The organism is Glutamicibacter sp. NPDC087344 (assembly GCF_044744225.1).
GTDB lineage: Bacteria > Actinomycetota > Actinomycetes > Actinomycetales > Micrococcaceae > Glutamicibacter.
In genome coordinates, this window is sequence record NZ_JBIUXY010000022.1 from 1 (window position 1) to 18919 (window position 18919).

An 18919-nucleotide genomic window follows, 5' to 3' on the forward strand; every position below is an offset into this window, starting at 1 on the left:
GTATTCACCAAACAAAAAATAATTTGGTATCAACAAACTTGGCACACTATTGAGTTCTCAAACAACAAACACTCACGACACCACAACCAAACATTTCGTTTGACTGCTTCGCTCCGGAGCAACTTTTCAAGCTTACCAGACTTCGTGAGCCGATCAAAATCGGTCGAAATCTTCAAGTGAAAATGTTTCGGCCACCGCATGAACAGCTCGTGTATTTCTCGCTGTTTCCCTTGCGGCAACAGATAAAAACTATACATACACTTTTGGGATGTTTCAAATCGAGGGGCGGAGTTCTAGGTCACACTCTTCAATCTGCTCTAGTCTGAGCTTATGAGCGACCTGAAGAACCTGCTTGGCTACAGTGAACCAATCTTTAATGCTTCTATGGCAGGCGCCGCCGGCGGAGCCATGGCCGCCGCGGTCAGCGCCGCGGGTGGTGTGGGAATGATAGGTGTCGCCCCAACCCCCACCGCAGACTGGATCAGCGCCCAAGCCGCTCACGTCGCCGAGCTTGATTCGCCTTGGGGTGTTGGCTTCATGGGGTGGGCCCTGGAAGCAGACCTGAGCCCGCTTGAATCTTTCCTCCAGTACAACCCCTCACTGATTGTCATCAGCTTCGGCGATGTCACCCGGGCGGCCGCACTGGCCCACGAAGCCGGTGTCATGACCGCGATGCAGATCGGCAATGCCGCGGACCTGGACCGGGCGATGCACAACGATATCGACATCATCATCGCCCGCGGCGGCGAGGGCGGCGGGCACGGCCGCAATGAAAGCGGCACCCTGCCGCTGTTGCAGCTTGCCTGCACACAGCATCAGAAACCGGTGGTTGCCGCCGGAGGAATCGGGACGGCTGGCGGTGTGGCCGCGGTATTGGCCGCTGGTGCCGAAGCCGCGTGGATCGGCACCCGGTTCCTGGCCACCAAGGAAGCCAGCGGACATGAGAACCTGAAAGCCGCGGTGCGCGCCTCGGGACTCGACGATACGGTCTACACCCGCGCCTTCGACATCGCCCAGCAGCTTGACTGGGCTCCCGAGTACGGCGGACGGGCCCTGCGCAACTCCTTCAGCAACCGGTACGCCGAGGCGATCGACTCCTTGCAGGCCACCGAGAAGCTGCGCGAACAGATGATCCGCGCCCGCGCCGAGGCAGATATTTCCATGGCTCCGGTCTACGCCGGCGAGGCCGCCGAGTTTGTCCGCCGCGAGGAATCCTGCGCCGAGGTGCTGGCCGAGCTGAGCGGCTTCCGCCGGATTCTGCAGGAAGCCGCGGCCCGGTTCGCCTAGATTGGCTGGTTGTCGATCAGCCGGACGCCGGCTACCGTGGCGGCGACCAGGATCAGCGCCTGCCCGGTGAAGGGAGTGTCCTGGCAGTTGAACGCCAGCTCCTGCAGGTTATCCGGGTTCACCACCACAAAGTAGTCAAGTTCCGCCAACGGTTCCATCTGGAACATGCCGATGGCATCCTCCAGGTGCAGCGGCTCGTTGCGGGCAGCCCGCCCCGCGATCAAAGAGATCGCCCGATGCAGCACCAAGGCCGCCTCCAGGCCTTCATCGCCAAGCTGCGAGTTCCGGCTGGAGAGCGCCAAGCCCTTCTCGCTGCGCACGATCGGCACCGAACGCAGTTGCACCGCGTAGTCGAGGTCGGCGATCATCCGGCGGATCAGCACCACCTGCTGGGCATCCTTCTGCCCGAAGTAGGCCCGGTACTCACCCTGGCGCGGATCGGCCAGGTGCAGAAGTTTAGCGACAACCGCCAGCATTCCGTCAAAATGCCCGGGGCGGGAGGCGCCCTCATACATGTCACCCAGCGCGCCGGAATTCAACCGCACCAGCGGCAGGCCGGCATGGTAGATCTCCTCGACCGGCGGCGCGAACACAATGTCCACCCCCGCTCCCGCGGCCACCTGGACGTCGGCGTCAAGGGTGCGCGGGTACTTGGCGTAGTCGGCGGCGTCGTTGAACTGCAGCTCGTTCACAAAAACCGAGATCACCACCAGCTCGTTTTCCTCGCGGGCGGCCTTGAACAGCGACGCGTGCCCTTCATGCAGGGCTCCCATGGTCGGGACAAAACCCAACGAGCCTGGATTGGCCTGGGCGATGGCTTCCTTGAGTTCACTGCGGGTCTTAACGATTTTTGGGGTTTTCACCCTCTTATTCTAGAACTCGCAGCAGCTCTTCAAGCGTCGCCGGCGAGATCAGGCCCTGGGAGGCGGCGCGCAGCGCGGTGGCCCGCGAGAGGCTGCGATAACTTTCGTTGGTCTCCGGCGGATCGGCTTCCAGCGCGCCGAGGTGCGCCCGAACGGTCCCGATGTCCCCGCGGGCCACCGGCCCGGTCAGCGCCCCGGCCCCGGAGCGCAACGCATTATCCAAACTCGCGTTCATCAGCGCGCGCAGCGTATTGGACGGCTCCTCAACCCCTATCCGGCGCAGGATGTCGGCCGACTGCGCGGTGATGGTGTTCAGGTGGTTTGCCGCATGGGCCAGGGCCGCGTGGTAGCTGACCCGGTCCGCTTCCGCGATCACCACCGGCTCACCGCGCATTTCCACCACCAGCGCCTGGGCCACCGGCAACATGACCTCATCAGCGGTGACCGCAAAAACGCAGTCGGTCAGCCGCTGCAGATCCATGCTCATCCCGGTGAAGGTCATTGCCGGGTGGATTGCCAGGCCGAAGGCGCCGGCGTCAATGGCCGGCTGCAAAATTCCTGTGCCGTAACGTCCGGCGGTATGGGCTATGAGTTGGCCGTTGATGAAGTGCCCGGCGGCGGCGAGCCCGGCAACCAATTCACCGAGCACATCATCCGGGACCGCGAAGAGCACCAGCTCGCTGCGCCGCAGGATTTCTGCCGGGTCCAGGATCTGCACCCCGGGCAGCAACGCGTCGGCGCGGTCCCTTGAATCCTGCGACACCGCATGGATGCCGGTGATCCGGTGCCCGCTGGCGGCCAGCGCGGCGCCGAGCACCGTGCCGACCTTGCCAGCAGAGATGATGCCGATTCCCAAGCGTGGTGCGTCCACGTCCTACCTTCCGCGAAGATCCTGACCGCCGGTGATGCGGCGGGATTGTTCCTCAAAAAACTTACCAGCGATTTGGGCATCGACCTGCTGGAGGTAACCGGTGACGGTCCCCCCGGCGCTGTAAATCCGTACCCCGGCCAACTTCCGCCGGCGTTCCAGCGGACCCTGCTGCAGGGTCATTCCCTGCACCCGGTTGTGGGCGGTGAAGGCGGTCACCCGGCCAAGCCAGCCGTAGCGGGCGATCACCGTGGTGTCCGTGACCAGAAAACCCTGGTTTTTCCACGCGCCCGGGGAGAATAGTTTGGCCCGGGGAGGTGAAACGACGAACCCGTGCTCCGCGCCGGAATTCACGGCGGTGAACAACACCTCGCGCTGGTTCTGGACCCCGAGATCCGGCAGCAGGATCCCCATCACGCGGCTGACCGCTTCAAAATCTCCCACCGGCAGCACCAGCAGGTTCTGTGCGTCCTCCTGCGAGCCGACACCCAGGGCGTTGACCTCCACCCGGTACCAGCCGAGCAGCCGCCACAGCGCCGGGGAGCTGATCTGGATCGACTGCACCCGCCCGGCGGGAATCGACTGTTGCCGGGTATCGGCCAACCCGCTGCTGACCCGCAGCCCGGTGTCCGTGGCGGCGGCGCTGAAGTTCCAGGAGCTATTCAGCTCCTTGTAGAACCAGCCGCCGAAACCCAGCAGGGCCGGGATCAGGCCGGCCACCACACCCTGAACCCCATTCAGGGCCAGGATTCCCAGGGTCAACGCGCTGAGCACCCCGATGATGGTCGGCATACGCAGGAACAAGGAGGCAAGCAGCCTGCCGTGCGGCACCTTGGCCGTGAGAACCTCGGCGGCCGGCGCTTGGGCACGCTGCGCCGCTTCGTTCTGGGGCACCTCGCCGGCGGGTACTGCGCCCGGGTCCACCCCTTGCGCCAGGTCCAGAATCAGCGCCCGGAGTTCCTGGGCTTGGGCCTTGCGCAAAAAGGAGAGCCGCAGCACGGATTCGCTGCCGTCGGCCACGTCGAAGTGCAGTTCTGCCAGACCCAGCAGCCTGGCGACCAGCGGTTGGGCCACCTCGATACCTTGGACATTTTGAATCCGCGCCTGCTTCTGGCTGCGGAAAATCATCCCGGAGTTCACGTACACGTGCGTCGCGGTGATCCGGTACCGGGTGAAGTACCAGGACAGCGCGTAAAAAATGAGCACCGCCAGCAGCGCACCGGCACCGATCACCACGGTCCAGCGCAACCGTTCACCACTGAAACGCTCGGCCAAGCTGAGCTCGTTGGTGTTCTGCCAGTAGATGTAGGCCAGGCCCACCACGGCCACCCAGCCGCGCACAAAGGGGCTGGCCGGATGGACCCGCTGCCATTGCTCGGTCATAACATTTTCGCTTCGCCGGCGGCGCTCAAACGTTCGCGCAGTTCCTGGCCGGTCGCCTCGTACAGGCCCGGGATCACCGCGGTCGCCGAGCCGGCGGCGGTGTTCAGCGTCAGCTTGCACAGCCCGTAGCGGCGCTCCAAGGGGCCGCTGGTGACTTCCACGTATTGCATCCGCCCGTAGGGGATGACCAGCTGTTTGCGCCACATGACCCCGGAGCGCACCATCAGGTCCTCGGCGCGTTCGGCATAACCCAGCGCGCGGATCCGGCGGCGCAGCAGACGCAGCACCAGCAGCGCGATCAGCGCCACCAGCAGCGGCGGGGCGAGGATCAGCCACAGCGGGACGTTGATCGTGAACAGCTTCAGGATCAACGGGACCAGCGCGATCAGCAGGTAGATCGCGGTATTCAGCGCCCAGCTGATCAGCTTCACCCGGTAGTATTCGGGCGCGACCGGCTGGAAGTTATTCGGTGACCGTTCCGTCGGTGATTCCATCGGCAGTATCCTCCGGATCTTCGGGTGGAAGTTTGCAAAGATGCTGCACAATATACCCGATGACCACCATGAACAGGCCAGCCGAGGCGAGCACCACGGCGCGTGTCAAACTCGGCGAGGCCCCGGTATTCACCCAGAGGCTGAGCAGCGCCGGCAGGTGCCACCCGGTGATCAGCGCCCCGGCATAGGCCGATGCTTGGGCCAAGACCAGGGTGCGTGCCGCGGCGATCGGGTCGAAATGCGATTTGCCCGCACTTGAGCGCTTCACCCGGATCCCCAGGAAAAGCACCACCGCGCACACCGCACCCAGCGAATACAGCGCGGTGTAGTCCAGCACCGGGGTCGAGCGGCCGGCCGCCACAAACAACTGCAGCGCCACCCAGCCGAGCACCGCCCCGGCGAGCATGCACCACAGCAGCGGGAGAACCTTCAGCCGGGTCATAACCGGATGATGTCCTTGGTGTCAGCGGCCGCCGCGGCCAAACGGGAGACCAGCTGCCCCTCGAGCACCGCGTCCGGATCCATCCAGCTCCACGGGGCCAGCACAAAACCGCGGATCGCGGCCCGCGGGTGCGGCAGCGTCAGCCGTGCGTCGTCCAGCACCAGGTGGTCGTAGGTGATGATGTCCAGATCCAGGGTGCGCGCTTCCCAGCGCACCTCGCGGGTGCGGTGGTGCGCCGCCTCGATCTGCTGGCATAAATCAAGCAGCTCGTGCGGGGAAAGCCGGGTGCGCACCTGGATCACCTGGTTGGTGTAATCGGGCTGGTCCGGCGGGCCGCCCACGGGTTTGGTCACCGCCAGCGGGGAGAGATCCAGGATCTCAAGCTGCGCGCCGAGCTCCTTGACCGCGGCGGCCAACGTGGCCTGCGGGTCGCCCAGGTTGGCGCCCAAGGCGATGACCGCGGTGTGCTGGCGCTGGTGGCGGGTCAGGGTAATGCTCACGTCGCTGAACGGCACCGGGATGGGAGCCTGCGGCTTGTGCACCACCACCTGGACGGTGGCGACACTGGGGTAGGCGGCCAGGATGGCGTCGGCGATTTCGCTGCCCAATTTCTCAATCAGGTCCCAGGGACCCGCCTGGATCTGGGCCACCACCAGCTCGCTGACCTCTCCGTAGTGCACGGTGTCCAGCACGTTGTCGCTCACCGCCGCCCGGGAGAGATCCACCTGCAGCTCAACGTCGATCACAAATGTCTGCCCGTCGCGTTTTTCAAAGTCGAAAACGCCGTGGTAACCGGTGGCGGAAATCCCGGAAATGCTAATTCGATCCATGGGCTTTCACAACTTTCAGGGCGTCGCGTGATCCCTGCACGTCGTGCACGCGCACCGCCCAAGCCCCGTCGGTTCCCGCCAGCACTGTGGTGGCCAGCGTCGCCGCATCGCGGCCCAGCGGTTCGCGGCTGGCGCCGGCCTCGGCCAGCAGCTCGCCCAGGAAACGTTTGCGGCTGGTGCCCACCAGCACCCGGTGCCCCAGGTCGGTGAACGCCTGCAGGTTTTTCAGCAGCTCCCAGTTGTGCTCCGCGTCCTTGGCGAACCCGAGCCCCGGATCCACGATGATCTGCTCCGGCTTGACCCCGCGCGCCACAAAATCATCACGCAGCGCCCGGATCTCGGCCACCACCTCCGCCACCACATCCTGGTAGTTGGCCTGGGTGACCATGTTCTGCGCGGTGCCGCGGCGGTGCATCAGCACATAAGGCACGCCGGTGTGGGCAATCAGTTCCGGCATCCCGGGCTCATGGGTCAGCCCGGAGACGTCGTTGATCAGGTGCGCGCCGGCGGCGATGGCCGCCCGCGCGGTGGCCACGTGCATGGTGTCCACCGACACCACGGCCCCGGCCTTGACCAGCGCGGCGATCACCGGCAAGATCCGTTCCTGCTCCAGGCCCGGGTCGATCTCCGCCGCGCCGGGACGGGTGGATTCCCCGCCCACGTCGATGATGTCCGCCCCGGAGTACAGCAGCTTCAGGCCCTGTTCGATGGCCGCTTCGCGCTGCAGGTAGGCGCCCCCGTCGGAGAACGAGTCCTCGGTGACGTTCAGGATGCCCATCACCAAGGTGCGGTCGGTGGGCAGGTCGGCGAACGTTTTCTGCTTGATCTTGCGGATCACGGTCAGCGGGCTGGTGGCCGGACCGGTGCCGGGGATTGCTCCTAGAGACATGTCAGTTACCTTCCGAGAATCAGGCTCATTGCTTCGGCGCGGGTGGCGGTTTCGCGCAGCTGGCCGCGCACCGCGCTGGTCACGGTTTTCGCGCCGGGTTTCTGCACCCCGCGCATCGACATACACATGTGTTCGCATTCGACCACAACGATCGCGCCGGAGGGGTTCAGGTGCTCGACCAGCGCGTCCACGATCTGGGTGGTCAGCCGTTCCTGCACCTGCGGGCGGCGGGCGAAAACCTCCACCAGCCGGGCCAGCTTGGACAGGCCGGTGACCTTCCCGCCCTTGCCCGGGATGTACCCGATGTGCGCCCGGCCGTAGAACGGAACCAGGTGGTGCTCGCAGGTCGAGTAGAACGCGATGTCCTTCACCAGCACCATCTCATCGTGCTCGATGTCGAAGGTGGTGGACAGGTGCTCCTCGGGGCCCTGGTGCAGCCCGGCGAAAAACTCTGCGTAGGCCTTGGCCACCCGCTTGGGGGTGTCCTGCAGGCCGTCGCGGTCGGGGTCCTCGCCGATGGCCAGCAGAATCTCGCGCACGGCCGCCGCGATGCGCGGCTGGTCAATCAGATTTTCTTCACTCACGCTTCGATCCTAGTCGGTCGATTGCGCGGCGCGCTCCTTGGGGCTTAACACCGGGCCTTCTGGATGCACCGGGCGCTCGTCGTTGGACAGCCATACCTCGCGCTTGTCGATCTTCACCAGGTCGGAGAAGAGCTCCGCGATTTCCTTCTGGTTCAGCGTTTCGCGTTCAAGCAGGGCCAGGGCCAGGCGGTCCAGCACGTGGCGGTTGGTGGTCAGCGCCCAGTAGGCGTCGTTGTGCGCACCCTCGATCAGCTGGCGCACCTCCTCATCCACCAGGTGGGCCATCTCATCCGAGTACTCCCGCGAGGCGCCGCCCATCTGCTGCTCCGCGGCGGAGCCGGCCAGGCGCACCGCGCCCACCTTTTCGCTCATGCCGTATTCGGTGACCATCTTGCGCGCGGTGGCGGTGGCCTTCTCGATGTCGTTCGACGCGCCGGTGGACGGGTCGTGGAACACGATCTCCTCCGCCACACGCCCGCCCATGGCGTAGGCCATCTGGTCCAGCAGCTCATTGCGGGTCACCGAGTACTTGTCCGACTCCGGCACCACCATGGTGTAACCCAGCGCGCGCCCGCGCGGCAGGATGGTGATCTTGGTGACCGGCGCGGTCTGGTTCATGGCCGCCGCCACCAGGGCGTGGCCGCCCTCGTGGTAGGCGGTGACCTTGCGCTCGTGCTCGTCCATCAGCCGGGTGCGCTTCTGCGGGCCGGCCATCACGCGGTCGATCGCCTCATCCAGCGCCCGATCGTCGATCAGGTTGGCGTTGGAGCGCGCGGTGAGCAGCGCGGCCTCGTTGAGCACGTTGGCCAGGTCGGCACCGGTGTAGCCCGGGGTCTTCTTGGCGACCGCGTTCAAGTCCACCGTGGCATCCATCGGCTTGCCCTTGACGTGGACCTTCAGGATATCTTCGCGGCCCTTCAAATCCGGTGCTTCAACCGGGATCTGGCGGTCGAAACGGCCCGGGCGCAGCAGCGCCGGATCCAGTACGTCCGGGCGGTTGGTCGCGGCGATCAGGATGACGTTGGTGGAGGCGTCGAAGCCGTCCATTTCCACCAGCAGCTGGTTCAGCGTCTGCTCGCGCTCGTCGTTTCCGCCGCCGATGCCGGCGCCGCGGTGGCGGCCCACCGCGTCGATCTCGTCGACGAAGATGATGGCCGGGGAGTTGTTTTTCGCCTGCTCGAACAAATCGCGCACACGCGAGGCGCCCACACCGACAAACATCTCAACGAAGTCCGAACCGGAAATCGAGTAGAACGGCACCTGGGCCTCGCCGGCCACTGCCTTGGCGAGCAGGGTCTTGCCGGTACCCGGAGGGCCGTAGAGCAGCACACCCTTGGGGATCTTGGCGCCCACGGCCTGGAACTTGGCAGGCTCCTGCAAGAACTCCTTGATTTCGTGGAGCTCCTCCACGGCCTCGTCGGCGCCGGCGACGTCCTTGAACGTCACCTGCGGCATGTCCTTGGTGATCAGCTTGGCCTTGGACTTGCCGAACTGCATCACCTTGGAGCCGCCGCCCTGGGAACGGGCGAGGATAAACCAGAAAATACCGGCGATCAGCAAAAACGGGACGATGACGCCGAGCATCGACAGCAACCAGTTGCTTTCAACCGGCTGGTCGGTGAACTTATCCAGGTTGGCGCCGTTGATCGCGTCGACCACCTGCTCGGCGCGGGCCGAGGAGTAGAAGAAGCTGACGTTGGTGCCCTTCTCCACACCTTCGACGGTCAGCGCGTTGCGCAGCGTCAGGTCTACCCGCTGGTCGCCATCGAAGATCTTGGCTTGAGCCACGTTGCCGCTGGACAGCTCGTGCAGTCCCTGCGAGGTGTCGATCTTCGCCGTGTTATTGCCGAAAACCATCGGCAGGAACAGCACGACGGCCACGACACCCACGAGAACCCAAATGATCCAGCTGTTAAAAAGCTTCTTTGTTTTCATTGATCCGCCAGGTCCCGCGCCCTACGCATCTCCCTCACCCGCTGTCATGGCGTCCGGGGCACGCCACCTTCGATTCTTTGTCAACGCCCGAGCGGCGCAAAAAGTTCCCTACTCGTAGATGTGCGGGGCAAGGGTGCCCACGCAATCCAAATTGCGGTACTTCTCCGCGTAGTCCAGGCCGTAGCCGACCACAAATTCTTTGGGGATGTCCATTCCCACGTACTTCACGTCGATTTCCACCTTGGCTGCCTCTGGCTTGCGCAGCAGCGCGCAGATCTCAACACTGGCCGGGCCGCGCGATTCAAGGTTCGCCTTGAGCCAGGACAGGGTCAGCCCGGAGTCGATGATGTCCTCGACGATCAGCACGTGCTTGCCCATGAGGTCCGAGTCCAGGTCCTTCAAGATGCGCACCACACCGGAGGACTGGGTTCCCGAACCGTAGGAGGACACCGCCATCCAGTCCATGGTGACGTGGGAATTCAGCGCACGCACCAGGTCGGCCATGATCATGACCGCGCCCTTGAGCACACCGACAACAAGAATGTCGCGTCCCTGGTAGTCCGTGTCGATCTGCGCCGCCAGTTCTTCGACGCGGGTCTGGATCTCTTCTTTGGTGTACAGAACGTGTGCCAGATCGGCCTTGACGGCATTGGAATCCACGAAGGTTCTCCTGATTCTAGAGGTGTGGTACCTACCTAGAGTGCCACATTTAGCGGGTGCTTGCTTAGCGTGAGTCGGTGAAAACAATCACCGGGCTGCGCCGATAGGCGCTGATTTTCCCGTCCAACTGCACCGGCCCGGCCGATTTCGACTTTTCCACACCGATTCCGGCCAACGCGCACAGGGCCGCTGTTCGCTCTTGGCCAACGTTTTTCGCCCCCGCGTCAACGGCCGCCAAACGCAGCACCCGGGAGGCGACCGCCGGCGGCAGGGCGGCCAGCGCCGCGAGGTTCACCCCGTGTTCCTCCCAGGCCTGCTGGGCCCACTGCTCCAGCGCCTGCGCGTCTTGGGCCGCCAGCTGCGCGGTGCGCGCCAGCGCCTGCGGAATATGCTCGCCCAGGGCATGGCTCAAAAACGGCAGGATCTGTTGGCGCACCAGATTCCGGCGATAGCTGGTATCCGCGTTGCTCGGGTCCTCCCAGTACTCAAGCCCGGCCGCCGCGCAGATCTGCTCGGTATCCTTCCGGGTCAGTTCGAGCAACGGGCGGGCGAACACCCCGCGCACCGCCGGGATGCCGGCCAATGACCGGGTCCCCGAGCCGCGCAGCAACCCCAGCAGCACCTGTTCGGCCTGGTCGTCGCGGGTATGGCCGAGCAAAATCCGCTGCGCCCCGGTGGATTGGCGCACCTTCTCAAAGGCCTTGTAGCGGGCGGCGCGGGCCGAGGCCTCATCGGAGCGGGTATCCACCCGGCGCACCAGTACCGGTGCCAACCCCAGGTCGCGGCATTGCCCGGCGGCACGCTGGGCGACCTGGGCGCTGTTGTCCTGCAGCCCGTGATCGACGATGACCGCGCCGAACTCCCCGCGCAATTGGCTGGCGGCAACGGCCAAGGCCAGCGAATCCGCGCCTCCGGAAACGGCCAGCAGATTCAGCCCCGGGGCGGCCATGGCCGCCACCGCGGTGCGGGCGCGGTCGATGGCTCGGCTCATCGGGTGCGAGCCAACCAGCGTTCGGGATGATCCAGCTCCTGCGCACTGGGGAACAGCTCGCGCTGGGAGAAGATCGGGTTGAAACCTTCGTAACCGACCTGATCCACCAGGTGGCGCACGAACTTCGCGCCGCGTTTGTACTGCAGGGCCTTGGCATCCATCCCCAGCAGTTTTCCGAGCAGGGTGGCCAGCGCCGAACGGTTTTCGCCGCGCGCCTCAAAACGACGGCGAATGGTTTTGATGGTGCGGATGGATTTCACATCGTTCATCACCACCATGGCATGCCCCTCCAGCACCGACATGATGCTGGTCAACTCGCTGACCTCAGACTTCATGTCCTTGAGCCGGGAGCCTAGGTCGTTGAACGAGTGCGTGCTTCCGGCCAGCGGCTCGAAGACCTGGGCCAGGGTCTGTTTCATGACCCCGGGAATCCACGGGGCATGCTCAAACTGCAGCCGGTGGGTTTGCTCGTGCGTGGCGATCCAGAGGTAAAAATCCTTGGCGTTCAGGTTCATCTCCCCGCGCAGCTGCGTAATGGTCGGCGCATTAAGCAACAGCCGCGGGCCGACAAACGGGTCGAACTGCCCCAGCACGCGCGTTCCAAGCACCGCCAGCACCGCGCCGAGTTCGGCTCCGGCCAGCACCGGCACCGCGCCGGGTGCATCGATCCCTTCGGGAAGCATCGCCGCGAAATTCTGGCTCACCGCCTGCGCCCACCCGGCCCGGTCCACCACCAGGGTCTGGGCCGGGGCGGTGGAGCGCAGCTGGGAGATCTTCTCCGCTTCAACCAGCCCCTGGCCACCGGCGATCCGCAACTCTTCGATGATCCGCGCCGCCTGGAGCGAGCCAATGGCAGGACCGGCCGGCATCAGGGTCTTCGCGGTTCCGACGGCAACATCCCAGTCGATGAATTGCTTCATGTGTGCTCCTGACTATGTCCGGCAGCCGCAACCGCGAATCGCGGTCACCGCCTGATCAATGATTGGTTTATGCGGTGCAAGGGTGCCGTTGGGCTGGCTGGCGAAAATGGAGAAAGCCAATAGCCGGCCGTCCTCGGTCAGCGTCATCCCGGTCAGCGTGGCGACCCCGGTCAATGACCCGGTTTTGGCACGCACCAGGCCCAAGGTTGTGTCTCCCCCCAGCCGATGCATCAGGGTGCCGCTGTATCCGGCGACCGGCAGCGAGTAGATCAGTTCGCGCATCCCGGCCTTGTCGCTGGTGGCGGCCGAGCGCAGCACGGTGGTCAGCGACGCCGGGGAGATCTGGTTCACCGCCGCCAGGCCACTGGTGTCGGACAGCGACAGCCCCTGCGCCCCGTGGGTGCTGGCGACCGCGGCGACCGCGGACCCGGCCTGTTCCGGGGCCAGCCCCTGTTCCAGGGCGACCAGCCGGCCGAGGGTTTCGGCGATGTAGTTATCCGAGACCAGCAGCATGTGCTTCACCACGTCGCGCAGCGGGGCCGAGCGCACCTCTGCGATCTGCTCGCCGCCCTCGTAGATGCCGCGTCCGCCTTCGGCCACCTTGAGAGACGAGCCCAGCGCGGCGGCGAAAACCTCGCGCGCCTGCTGCGCCGAATCCGACTGGTAGGAGGAGGAAAGGCTTTCGCTCACCCGGCCGGCGTAGTGCGCCAGCGGATACACCGGGGCGATGTTGTTGGAGGTGAACAGCGACTGATCCCAGTCGGAGTTGGTCTGCGCCGAGTCGAACAGCGAGTCGTCCAGCCACAGCTGCACCGAGTCGATCCCCCGCTTTTCCAGCTCGGCCGCGCTGGCTTCGGCAAGGGTCGCCAACCCGGCATACCCTTTGGCCGCCGAGTCATCGGAAGCGCCGTCGCCCAGCAGCACGTCCCCGCCGCCGCGCAGCACCAGGGTCTGGCCATCCAGCCAGACGCTGGTGCTCAATTGGGTGTCGGCCCCCAGCACGTCCAGCGCGGCCAGGGCGGTCACGACCTTCAAACTGGAGGCAGGGGTGCCGTTGGAGGTTGAATTCTTGTCATAAAGCACCGTGTCGGTAGAGACATCCACCACCTGTGCGGTGAAGCTGGTCCCATCTGGCTGATCCGACAGGATCGCATCCAGCTGCGCGGTGAAAACCCCGGCGTCCGGCAACGGCGCTTCAGGGTCGAGATCCTGCACGGTGACTGGGGCATTTTCGGCCAGCCGGGCGCTGGCCGGGGTGTGGAAGGCCTCGGGTTCGCCGGTGAAAAACCGCGGTGCAAACAGCATTGCCAGCACCATGCCCACCACGGCAACAAGTGCCGCTCCCAAGGTGATCGCACGACGGGCGGCAGTGTTCATACGGTGGGATTCCTTTCGCGGGTTTATCAAGGCGGTACCAATGGGCGATACGCTTAAGCGCGGATAACCCTAAGACTAGTTTAGGAGTGTGCTTTTTATGAGCCACGACGTGACCATCGAGATCCCTACCGGATCCCGCGTCAAGTACGAGATCGACCACGAGACCCACCGTCTGCGTTTGGATCGTGTGCTGTTCACCTCGATGCAGTACCCAACTCACTACGGCTACTTCGATGACACCCTTGGCGAGGACGGCGATCCGCTGGACGCCATGGTTTACATCCCGGGTGTCGACCTGATCCCAGGTGTTGTTGTCGAGGCTCGCCCGATCGGCGTGTTCAACATGACCGACGACGGCGGCGGAGATGCCAAGCTGTTGTGTGTTCCTGCCGACAAGCGCTTTGACCACATCAAGGAGCTCGAGGACATCGACGAGTGGCTGATCAAGGAGATCGAGCACTTCTTCACCCGCTACAAGGACCTGGAACCTGGCAAGTGGGTCAAGGCCGAGGGCTGGGAAGGCCGCGAAGCAGCCGAGGCCGAGCTGGCACGCTCCATCGAGCGTTTCAAGGCCTAATTTTTACTGCGCTCGACCGGCGGCGGGGATCTATTGATCCCCGCCGCCGGTGTTTTAAGCGTCGGGCAAAAGGCCTTGCAGCACATCCTCGGAGTTCGCCGCGACCTCCATATTCTGCACGTCCCGCAGGGTTCGCTCCACGGCCCGGGTACGGGTTCCGGCGGACTGCACCGTGTTCTGCGCCGCCGAAAGTTGTTTGCCCAGCTTGTCCCAGACGTCGCCGTACTTGCGGAATTCGTCCTTGGCCGCGGACAGCACCTGCCACACTTCGCTGCTGCGTTTTTCAATGGCAAGGGTCCGGAAACCCATCTGCAAGGAGTTCAGCAGGCTCATCAACGTCGTTGGCCCGGTGACCAGCACCCGGTGCTCGGTCTGCAACCTGCTGGCCAGGCCCGGGCGACGCACCACCTCGGCGAACAGCCCTTCGGTGGGCAGGTACATGATCGCGAAATCGGTGCTGTGCGGCGGAGCGATGTATTTCCCGGAGATCAGTTTGGCCTGTTCGATGATTGCCTTGTCAAGTGCGCGATTGGCCTGTTCAACGGCCGCCTTGTCACCCGATTCCTGGGCGTCGAGCAGCCGTTCATAGTCTTCTTGCGGCAACTTGGAATCAATGGGCAGGTAGATGGTGCCGGCCTCTCGTCCGGGCAGGATCACCGCGAATTCGACGGCTTCCCGGCTCCCCGGCACAATCGTGACGTTCTGCTCGTACTGCTCCTGGGTCAGGATGTCCTCCAGCTGACGCCCCAACTGCACTTCACCCCAGGTGCCACGGCTTTTGACGTTGGTCAGCACACGTTTGAGCCCTCCGACGTCCTGTGCCAGGTTCTGCATCTCGCCCAGCCCCTGCTGCACCATTTCCAGGCGTTTGCTCACCAGTTCAAAGCTCTCCCCGAGGCGCTTTTCCAGGGTGCCCTGCAGTTTTTCGTCCACGGTTTCACGCATTTGTTCCAGCTTGGCCTCGTTGCCGGCGCGCAGTTTGTCCATCTGCTCCTGCATGAGTGTGGTCAGCTGCAGGTGGCGGCGCGCGTTCCCCTCCGCCATGGAACCCAGCTTCGTGTCGATCTCCGTGCGCACTTCCCCCAGAGTTTGGCGCAGTTCACCACGCTGGGCGCTCAGGTCTTGGCGAAGTTCGCCGTGGGTTGAGCGCACCGCCTCGCGAATCACCTGCTCCTCCGCCCCGGAGGTGCGGCGAATCAGCAACAAGGCAATACATACCGTTGCAAGAATATTTAGTATGACTAGGACAAAAACTGCGATAATCATGAGGTTGCACCCTTCGAAACCAGTGGTCGAGCATCTCAATACTTACCAGCCGCTACCGACAAGTTCGGCATAATGGGTACCATGCGCATTCTGGTGACCGGCTTCGAGCCGTTTGGAAACGACAACTTCAACGCCAGCGACGCCGTGGTTTCAGCCCTTCCCGACCACCTCGGCAAGAATCAAATCACCACCGCCATCCTGCCGGTTTCCTTCACCCGTTCCGGCCAGGCACTGAACGAGCTGCTGGCCGAGACACAACCGGACGCGCTGCTCTGCCTGGGTGAAGCCGGCGGCCGGAAGCTGATCACCCCGGAGCTGCGCGCGGTGAATCTGAACCACGCCCGAATCCCGGACAACGACGGAGCCCAGCCGCAGCACACCCCGATCGTTGCGGGCGGGCCGCACCTGCTGCATCCCGGCCTTGATGCGCGGCGGATCACCCGCTCGCTGGTGCTCGCGGGATTCGCCGCCGCGCCTTCCGAGGATGCTGGACGTTTTGTCTGCAACCACGTCGCCTATTTGGCCTATGCCCAGCCAATCCCCGCACTTTTTATCCACGTTCCGGCGCTACGCCCGGATGGATCCGCGGCCACGGTGGGCCGGGAAACGGATGCGAAGACAGCGGCCACGCACCAGGAAGCCGCGGACTGGGATCTGCCGCAGCTGGCCTCGGCCATCGAACGAGTGCTGGCGGAGATCTAGCGGGCCACCTGGTTCCACGCCGCGGCGATCGCCGGCAATGCAAGTTCCAACTGGGCCCGCTCCTGGGCAAAGGGCAGGCGCATATAGTGCTCCAACCCGTGGCCTTCGACCGCAAAGGTGGACCCGGGGGCCAGCAGCACGGACTTCAGGCGCCGAGCCAGCGCGGTTGAACGCGGCTGGGGCAGGTGGCACCACAGGCTCAATCCCCCGGCCGGCCTATTCGGTTCCCAGTCCGGCAAGATCCTGCCCAGCTCGCCGATCATCCAGTCGCGGTTTCCCCGCAGGGTTGCGCGGGTGGTGTCCGACAGGCTCTTGCCTGAAGTCAGCAGGTTTGCCAGCACCAACTGCTCAAGCACCGGAGCACCCAGATCCATGCTCATCCGCGCCCGGGCCAGGGCCGCAACCAGGTGACGCGGCGCGCGCAGCCAGCCCAGGCGCAATCCGCCCCAATGCGACTTGCTGGCGCTGCCAACGGTGATCAAATTGGCCGAATGGGCGGCCATCGGCAGAACCTGCGGGGCCTGATCCAGCCAGAGCTCGGCGCAGGTCTCATCGATAATGCCCACCACCGAGGCCCGGTCCAGTTCAGCAGCCCAACGCTGCCTCCCGGCATCATCCAGCAAGGTGCCCACCGGGTTGTGGAAATCCGGCAGGCAGAGCATTGCCGCCGGCGATCCCTCGCGCAGCGCCCCGGCGATCTGCTCCAGGTCCGAACCCTGCGGTCCGATCGGCACCGCGATGGTCCGAGCCCCATGAGCTTTCAGCGCCAGCAACGAGTTCGGATAGGTTGGTGTTTCGGCCAGCACCTTTTGGCCCCGCCCCAACACCGCCCGCCCGGCGGCCGCCACAGAGGACAACGCGCCTGAGGTCACAATCATCTGCTCCGGGCTCGTGGGAAGCCCGCGCCGGGTGTAATACTCGGCCAACGCCACGCGCAGCGGCTCGATGCCCAAGGGGTAGTAGCCCATCGTCGCCGCATAACGCGGCAGCTGATCCAGCGCCCTTTCAAATTCGGCCAGCATGCCGGCCGGCGCGTTGGGTGCCGCACAGGTCAGATCCACCACTGCGCTTCCCGGCGCCGGCCCAAAACCACCCAACGGCAAGGGTTCCGCGCCGCCGGCCGCTGGCCCTCCGGGCAGTTGGGCCACGGTTCCCGAACCGCGGCGCGAGCTGGCGTACCCGCAGTCACGCAGCTCGGCGTAGGCGCGGGACACCGTGGTGCGGCTGAGCCCTAGGGCCGCCACCGCTTCCCTTTCGCTGGGCAGGGCGGTTCCATGCAGGATCCGGCCGTTGGCGATCAGCGAACGCAGGGCCAGGAAAAGCCAGCGGTAGGCGGGCAGCGACGGATCTGCTTCGCCCAGCATTCTGGCCAGCGACAAGGCTGTGATGCGTCCCATGAATCCACTCATTCGAAATTGGCTATTTTTTCCATAGCCAATTTACCGGAACAATGTCAGTATGACCATCACGAACCTGACACCCCGCCAACAACTGAGCGCCGGGCGGCTGCCCTTGCGCCTGACCAACCTCTTTGTCGGGCTCACCCTGTATGCACTGGCCATGGCCTTGCTGATCCGCGCCCAGCTGGGTGTAGACCCCTGGGATGTATTCCACCTGGGTCTGGCGAACCATGTGCCGCTCTCACTCGGGACCATCGTGATCATTGTCGGCGCGCTCGTATTGCTGGCCTGGATCCCGCTCAAGCAGTGGCCGGGCCTGGGCACCGTGGCCAACACCCTCTACTTGGGCCTGGCGCTGGACTTCTTCCTGCGTTTTCTCCCGAACATCCAGGGGCTGGGCTGGCAAATCTTGACGCTGGCCGTCGCAATCCTGATCAATGGACTGGGAGGCGCGCTGTACATCGGCAGCCACTTCGGCCCCGGACCGCGCGACGGGCTGATGACCGGGCTGCATTTACGCACCGGCCTGTCGATCCGGCTGATCCGCACCGTCCTTGAACTGACGGTACTCGCCTTGGGCTGGCTGCTTGGCGGGCCTGTCGGGCTGGGGACCGTCGCCTATGCGCTGCTGATCGGGCCAGCCACCCAGCTGTTTTTCCGGCGCGCCAGCGTACGCCTGCCCGCCGCGCACTAAAACCCGTCATGTGATGCAGATACGCGACAAACTCGGGCCCGCGCGTAATACTTAAGCCATGTTTGTCATTGCGCTCAGCCCACGGCCCCGCTCGGTCACCGATGTCGCCGCCGCCGGGGAGGCGTTGTGGCACCAACTGGCCCAAGTTTCCACCCATGCGGCCTTCACCGCCATCAGCGGCCAGCTGCTGCTGGGGGTGCCCGAAGACGCCGACGCGGCGGTCGACGCCGTGTTGCGCACGGCCCGGCTGAACTTCTGCCACATCGGGTTAGGCGTCGGAGGACTCTACGAACCCGTGCCCGCCGAGGCGGATCAGGTTGACGGCCGCGCGCTGCGTCGCGCACAGGGCGCGCTCGACGCCGCCGAACACCGCGGGGAACGGGTTCCGATCTGCGTCTCCACCGGCAACACCGAGCTCGATGCCGAGCTGGAAGGCCTGCTTCGCCTGCTCGGGCAGTCCATTCGGACCCGCAGCGACTCCGAATGGGCGGTTGTCGACCTGCTCACCCCGGGCGTGCGAGGCCAGCAAAAAGCGGTCGCCCAAACCCTGGGCATCACCCCGCAGGCGGTATCTGCCGCGATCCTGCGCTCCGGATACAACGACGAGCTCGGCGCCCGCTCGGGCATCGCCCGGCTGCTTGAACTCGCGGACAATCTTTAGCTTTTCTTGAGCGAATCCTAACACCACATTCGAATCTTTATTCGAACAAACACCGTACAATTAACACATGTACGAAGCAATGGAACAACGCCACCG

Annotated in this window: 20 protein-coding genes; 5 read left to right on the plus strand and 15 right to left on the minus strand. The window is 64.7% G+C overall.

Annotated features, from left to right (window positions below; genetic code table 11):
• Window positions 1-330: 330 nt before the first annotated feature.
• Complete coding sequence (locus ACIOWL_RS20980; RefSeq protein ID WP_400389880.1) at window positions 331-1287, plus strand: nitronate monooxygenase; 957 nt, start codon at window positions 331-333, stop codon at window positions 1285-1287.
• Here the strand turns inward: ACIOWL_RS20980 and panC are convergent.
• From panC to ACIOWL_RS21045, 13 genes are all read right to left on the minus strand, one after another.
• Entirely contained in the window at window positions 1284-2150 is an 867-nt protein-coding gene (panC, locus tag ACIOWL_RS20985) for a pantoate--beta-alanine ligase (RefSeq protein ID WP_400389883.1), read from the minus strand. The genes ACIOWL_RS20980 and panC overlap by 4 nt on opposite strands.
• Window positions 2151-2154: 4 nt before the next feature.
• On the minus strand, window positions 2155-3021 hold the full coding sequence (locus ACIOWL_RS20990) for a Rossmann-like and DUF2520 domain-containing protein (protein ID WP_400389886.1): 867 nt from the start codon (window positions 3019-3021) through the stop codon (window positions 2155-2157).
• A gap of 3 nt (window positions 3022-3024) precedes the next feature.
• Window positions 3025-4401, minus strand: coding sequence for a PH domain-containing protein (locus ACIOWL_RS20995; RefSeq protein ID WP_400389889.1), 1377 nt, complete (start codon window positions 4399-4401; stop codon window positions 3025-3027).
• Window positions 4398-4895: a PH domain-containing protein gene (locus ACIOWL_RS21000; protein WP_400389892.1), complete on the minus strand. Its 498-nt coding sequence runs from the start codon at window positions 4893-4895 to the stop codon at window positions 4398-4400. Before ACIOWL_RS21000 ends, ACIOWL_RS20995 begins: the two co-directional genes overlap by 4 nt.
• Window positions 4864-5337, minus strand: coding sequence for a DUF3180 domain-containing protein (locus ACIOWL_RS21005; RefSeq protein WP_400389895.1), 474 nt, complete (start codon window positions 5335-5337; stop codon window positions 4864-4866). Before ACIOWL_RS21005 ends, ACIOWL_RS21000 begins: the two co-directional genes overlap by 32 nt.
• Window positions 5334-6167 carry a 2-amino-4-hydroxy-6-hydroxymethyldihydropteridine diphosphokinase gene (folK, locus tag ACIOWL_RS21010; protein WP_400389898.1) on the minus strand — a complete coding sequence of 278 codons (834 nt, stop codon included), beginning with the start codon at window positions 6165-6167 and terminating at the stop codon, window positions 5334-5336. Before folK ends, ACIOWL_RS21005 begins: the two co-directional genes overlap by 4 nt.
• On the minus strand, window positions 6154-7056 hold the full coding sequence (gene folP / locus ACIOWL_RS21015) for a dihydropteroate synthase (protein WP_400389900.1): 903 nt from the start codon (window positions 7054-7056) through the stop codon (window positions 6154-6156). The genes folK and folP overlap by 14 nt, the downstream gene beginning before the upstream one ends.
• A 5-nt stretch (window positions 7057-7061) precedes the next feature.
• Window positions 7062-7640 carry a GTP cyclohydrolase I FolE gene (gene folE, locus ACIOWL_RS21020; protein WP_400389903.1) on the minus strand — a complete coding sequence of 193 codons (579 nt, stop codon included), beginning with the start codon at window positions 7638-7640 and terminating at the stop codon, window positions 7062-7064.
• A gap of 9 nt (window positions 7641-7649) precedes the next feature.
• Window positions 7650-9575 carry an ATP-dependent zinc metalloprotease FtsH gene (gene ftsH, locus ACIOWL_RS21025; protein ID WP_400389905.1) on the minus strand — a complete coding sequence of 642 codons (1926 nt, stop codon included), beginning with the start codon at window positions 9573-9575 and terminating at the stop codon, window positions 7650-7652.
• A gap of 108 nt (window positions 9576-9683) precedes the next feature.
• The gene (gene hpt, locus ACIOWL_RS21030; protein ID WP_400389908.1) at window positions 9684-10235 is read right to left on the minus strand and encodes a hypoxanthine phosphoribosyltransferase; all 552 of its coding nucleotides are present in this window, start codon (window positions 10233-10235) and stop codon (window positions 9684-9686) included.
• Between the two features lie 64 nt (window positions 10236-10299).
• Window positions 10300-11226: a tRNA lysidine(34) synthetase TilS gene (gene tilS / locus ACIOWL_RS21035; protein WP_400389910.1), complete on the minus strand. Its 927-nt coding sequence runs from the start codon at window positions 11224-11226 to the stop codon at window positions 10300-10302.
• Window positions 11223-12146, minus strand: coding sequence for a zinc-dependent metalloprotease (locus ACIOWL_RS21040; protein ID WP_400389913.1), 924 nt, complete (start codon window positions 12144-12146; stop codon window positions 11223-11225). Before ACIOWL_RS21040 ends, tilS begins: the two co-directional genes overlap by 4 nt.
• A 12-nt stretch (window positions 12147-12158) precedes the next feature.
• A complete protein-coding gene (locus tag ACIOWL_RS21045) occupies window positions 12159-13523 on the minus strand; it encodes a D-alanyl-D-alanine carboxypeptidase/D-alanyl-D-alanine-endopeptidase (protein ID WP_400389916.1) in 1365 nt (454 codons plus the stop codon).
• Window positions 13524-13620: 97 nt separating this feature from the next.
• Between ACIOWL_RS21045 and ACIOWL_RS21050 the strand changes: the two genes are divergently transcribed.
• Window positions 13621-14100 carry an inorganic diphosphatase gene (locus ACIOWL_RS21050; protein ID WP_013347472.1) on the plus strand — a complete coding sequence of 160 codons (480 nt, stop codon included), beginning with the start codon at window positions 13621-13623 and terminating at the stop codon, window positions 14098-14100.
• Between the two features lie 54 nt (window positions 14101-14154).
• On the opposite strand, the gene ACIOWL_RS21055 is transcribed toward ACIOWL_RS21050, so the two are convergent.
• A complete protein-coding gene (locus ACIOWL_RS21055; RefSeq protein WP_400389919.1) occupies window positions 14155-15366 on the minus strand; it encodes a DNA recombination protein RmuC in 1212 nt (403 codons plus the stop codon).
• A gap of 81 nt (window positions 15367-15447) precedes the next feature.
• Between ACIOWL_RS21055 and ACIOWL_RS21060 the strand changes: the two genes are divergently transcribed.
• The gene (locus tag ACIOWL_RS21060) at window positions 15448-16068 is read left to right on the plus strand and encodes a pyroglutamyl-peptidase I (RefSeq protein ID WP_400389922.1); all 621 of its coding nucleotides are present in this window, start codon (window positions 15448-15450) and stop codon (window positions 16066-16068) included.
• Here ACIOWL_RS21060 and ACIOWL_RS21065 read toward each other — a convergent pair.
• Complete coding sequence (locus ACIOWL_RS21065) at window positions 16065-17465, minus strand: PLP-dependent aminotransferase family protein (protein WP_400389924.1); 1401 nt, start codon at window positions 17463-17465, stop codon at window positions 16065-16067. The genes ACIOWL_RS21060 and ACIOWL_RS21065 overlap by 4 nt on opposite strands.
• A 61-nt stretch (window positions 17466-17526) precedes the next feature.
• Here ACIOWL_RS21065 and ACIOWL_RS21070 point away from each other — a divergent pair, with 61 nt between their 5' ends.
• Window positions 17527-18162, plus strand: a complete 636-nt coding sequence (locus ACIOWL_RS21070; RefSeq protein ID WP_400389925.1) for a YitT family protein — start codon at window positions 17527-17529, stop codon at window positions 18160-18162.
• A gap of 58 nt (window positions 18163-18220) precedes the next feature.
• Window positions 18221-18823: a hypothetical protein gene (locus ACIOWL_RS21075; RefSeq protein WP_400389926.1), complete on the plus strand. Its 603-nt coding sequence runs from the start codon at window positions 18221-18223 to the stop codon at window positions 18821-18823.
• Window positions 18824-18919: the final 96 nt, after the last annotated feature.

What these genes read in the sequence shown, in the direction of transcription:
- ACIOWL_RS21005 (WP_400389895.1), bottom strand. Translation starts at nt 5,337, where the DNA reads ATGACCCGGCTGAAGGTTCTCCCGCTGCTGTGGTGCATGCTCGCCGGG.
- ACIOWL_RS21070 (WP_400389925.1), top strand. Translation starts at nt 17,527, where the DNA reads ATGACCATCACGAACCTGACACCCCGCCAACAACTGAGCGCCGGGCGG.
- ACIOWL_RS21060 (WP_400389922.1), top strand. Translation starts at nt 15,448, where the DNA reads ATGCGCATTCTGGTGACCGGCTTCGAGCCGTTTGGAAACGACAACTTC.
- ACIOWL_RS20995 (WP_400389889.1), bottom strand. Translation starts at nt 4,401, where the DNA reads ATGACCGAGCAATGGCAGCGGGTCCATCCGGCCAGCCCCTTTGTGCGC.
- folK (WP_400389898.1), bottom strand. Translation starts at nt 6,167, where the DNA reads ATGGATCGAATTAGCATTTCCGGGATTTCCGCCACCGGTTACCACGGC.
- ftsH (WP_400389905.1), bottom strand. Translation starts at nt 9,575, where the DNA reads ATGAAAACAAAGAAGCTTTTTAACAGCTGGATCATTTGGGTTCTCGTG.
- ACIOWL_RS21045 (WP_400389916.1), bottom strand. Translation starts at nt 13,523, where the DNA reads ATGAACACTGCCGCCCGTCGTGCGATCACCTTGGGAGCGGCACTTGTT.
- ACIOWL_RS20980 (WP_400389880.1), top strand. Translation starts at nt 331, where the DNA reads ATGAGCGACCTGAAGAACCTGCTTGGCTACAGTGAACCAATCTTTAAT.
- ACIOWL_RS21065 (WP_400389924.1), bottom strand. Translation starts at nt 17,465, where the DNA reads ATGGGACGCATCACAGCCTTGTCGCTGGCCAGAATGCTGGGCGAAGCA.
- folP (WP_400389900.1), bottom strand. Translation starts at nt 7,056, where the DNA reads ATGTCTCTAGGAGCAATCCCCGGCACCGGTCCGGCCACCAGCCCGCTG.
- ACIOWL_RS21000 (WP_400389892.1), bottom strand. Translation starts at nt 4,895, where the DNA reads ATGGAATCACCGACGGAACGGTCACCGAATAACTTCCAGCCGGTCGCG.
- ACIOWL_RS21055 (WP_400389919.1), bottom strand. Translation starts at nt 15,366, where the DNA reads ATGATTATCGCAGTTTTTGTCCTAGTCATACTAAATATTCTTGCAACG.
- ACIOWL_RS21075 (WP_400389926.1), top strand. Translation starts at nt 18,221, where the DNA reads ATGTTTGTCATTGCGCTCAGCCCACGGCCCCGCTCGGTCACCGATGTC.
- ACIOWL_RS21040 (WP_400389913.1), bottom strand. Translation starts at nt 12,146, where the DNA reads ATGAAGCAATTCATCGACTGGGATGTTGCCGTCGGAACCGCGAAGACC.
- tilS (WP_400389910.1), bottom strand. Translation starts at nt 11,226, where the DNA reads ATGAGCCGAGCCATCGACCGCGCCCGCACCGCGGTGGCGGCCATGGCC.
- ACIOWL_RS21050 (WP_013347472.1), top strand. Translation starts at nt 13,621, where the DNA reads ATGAGCCACGACGTGACCATCGAGATCCCTACCGGATCCCGCGTCAAG.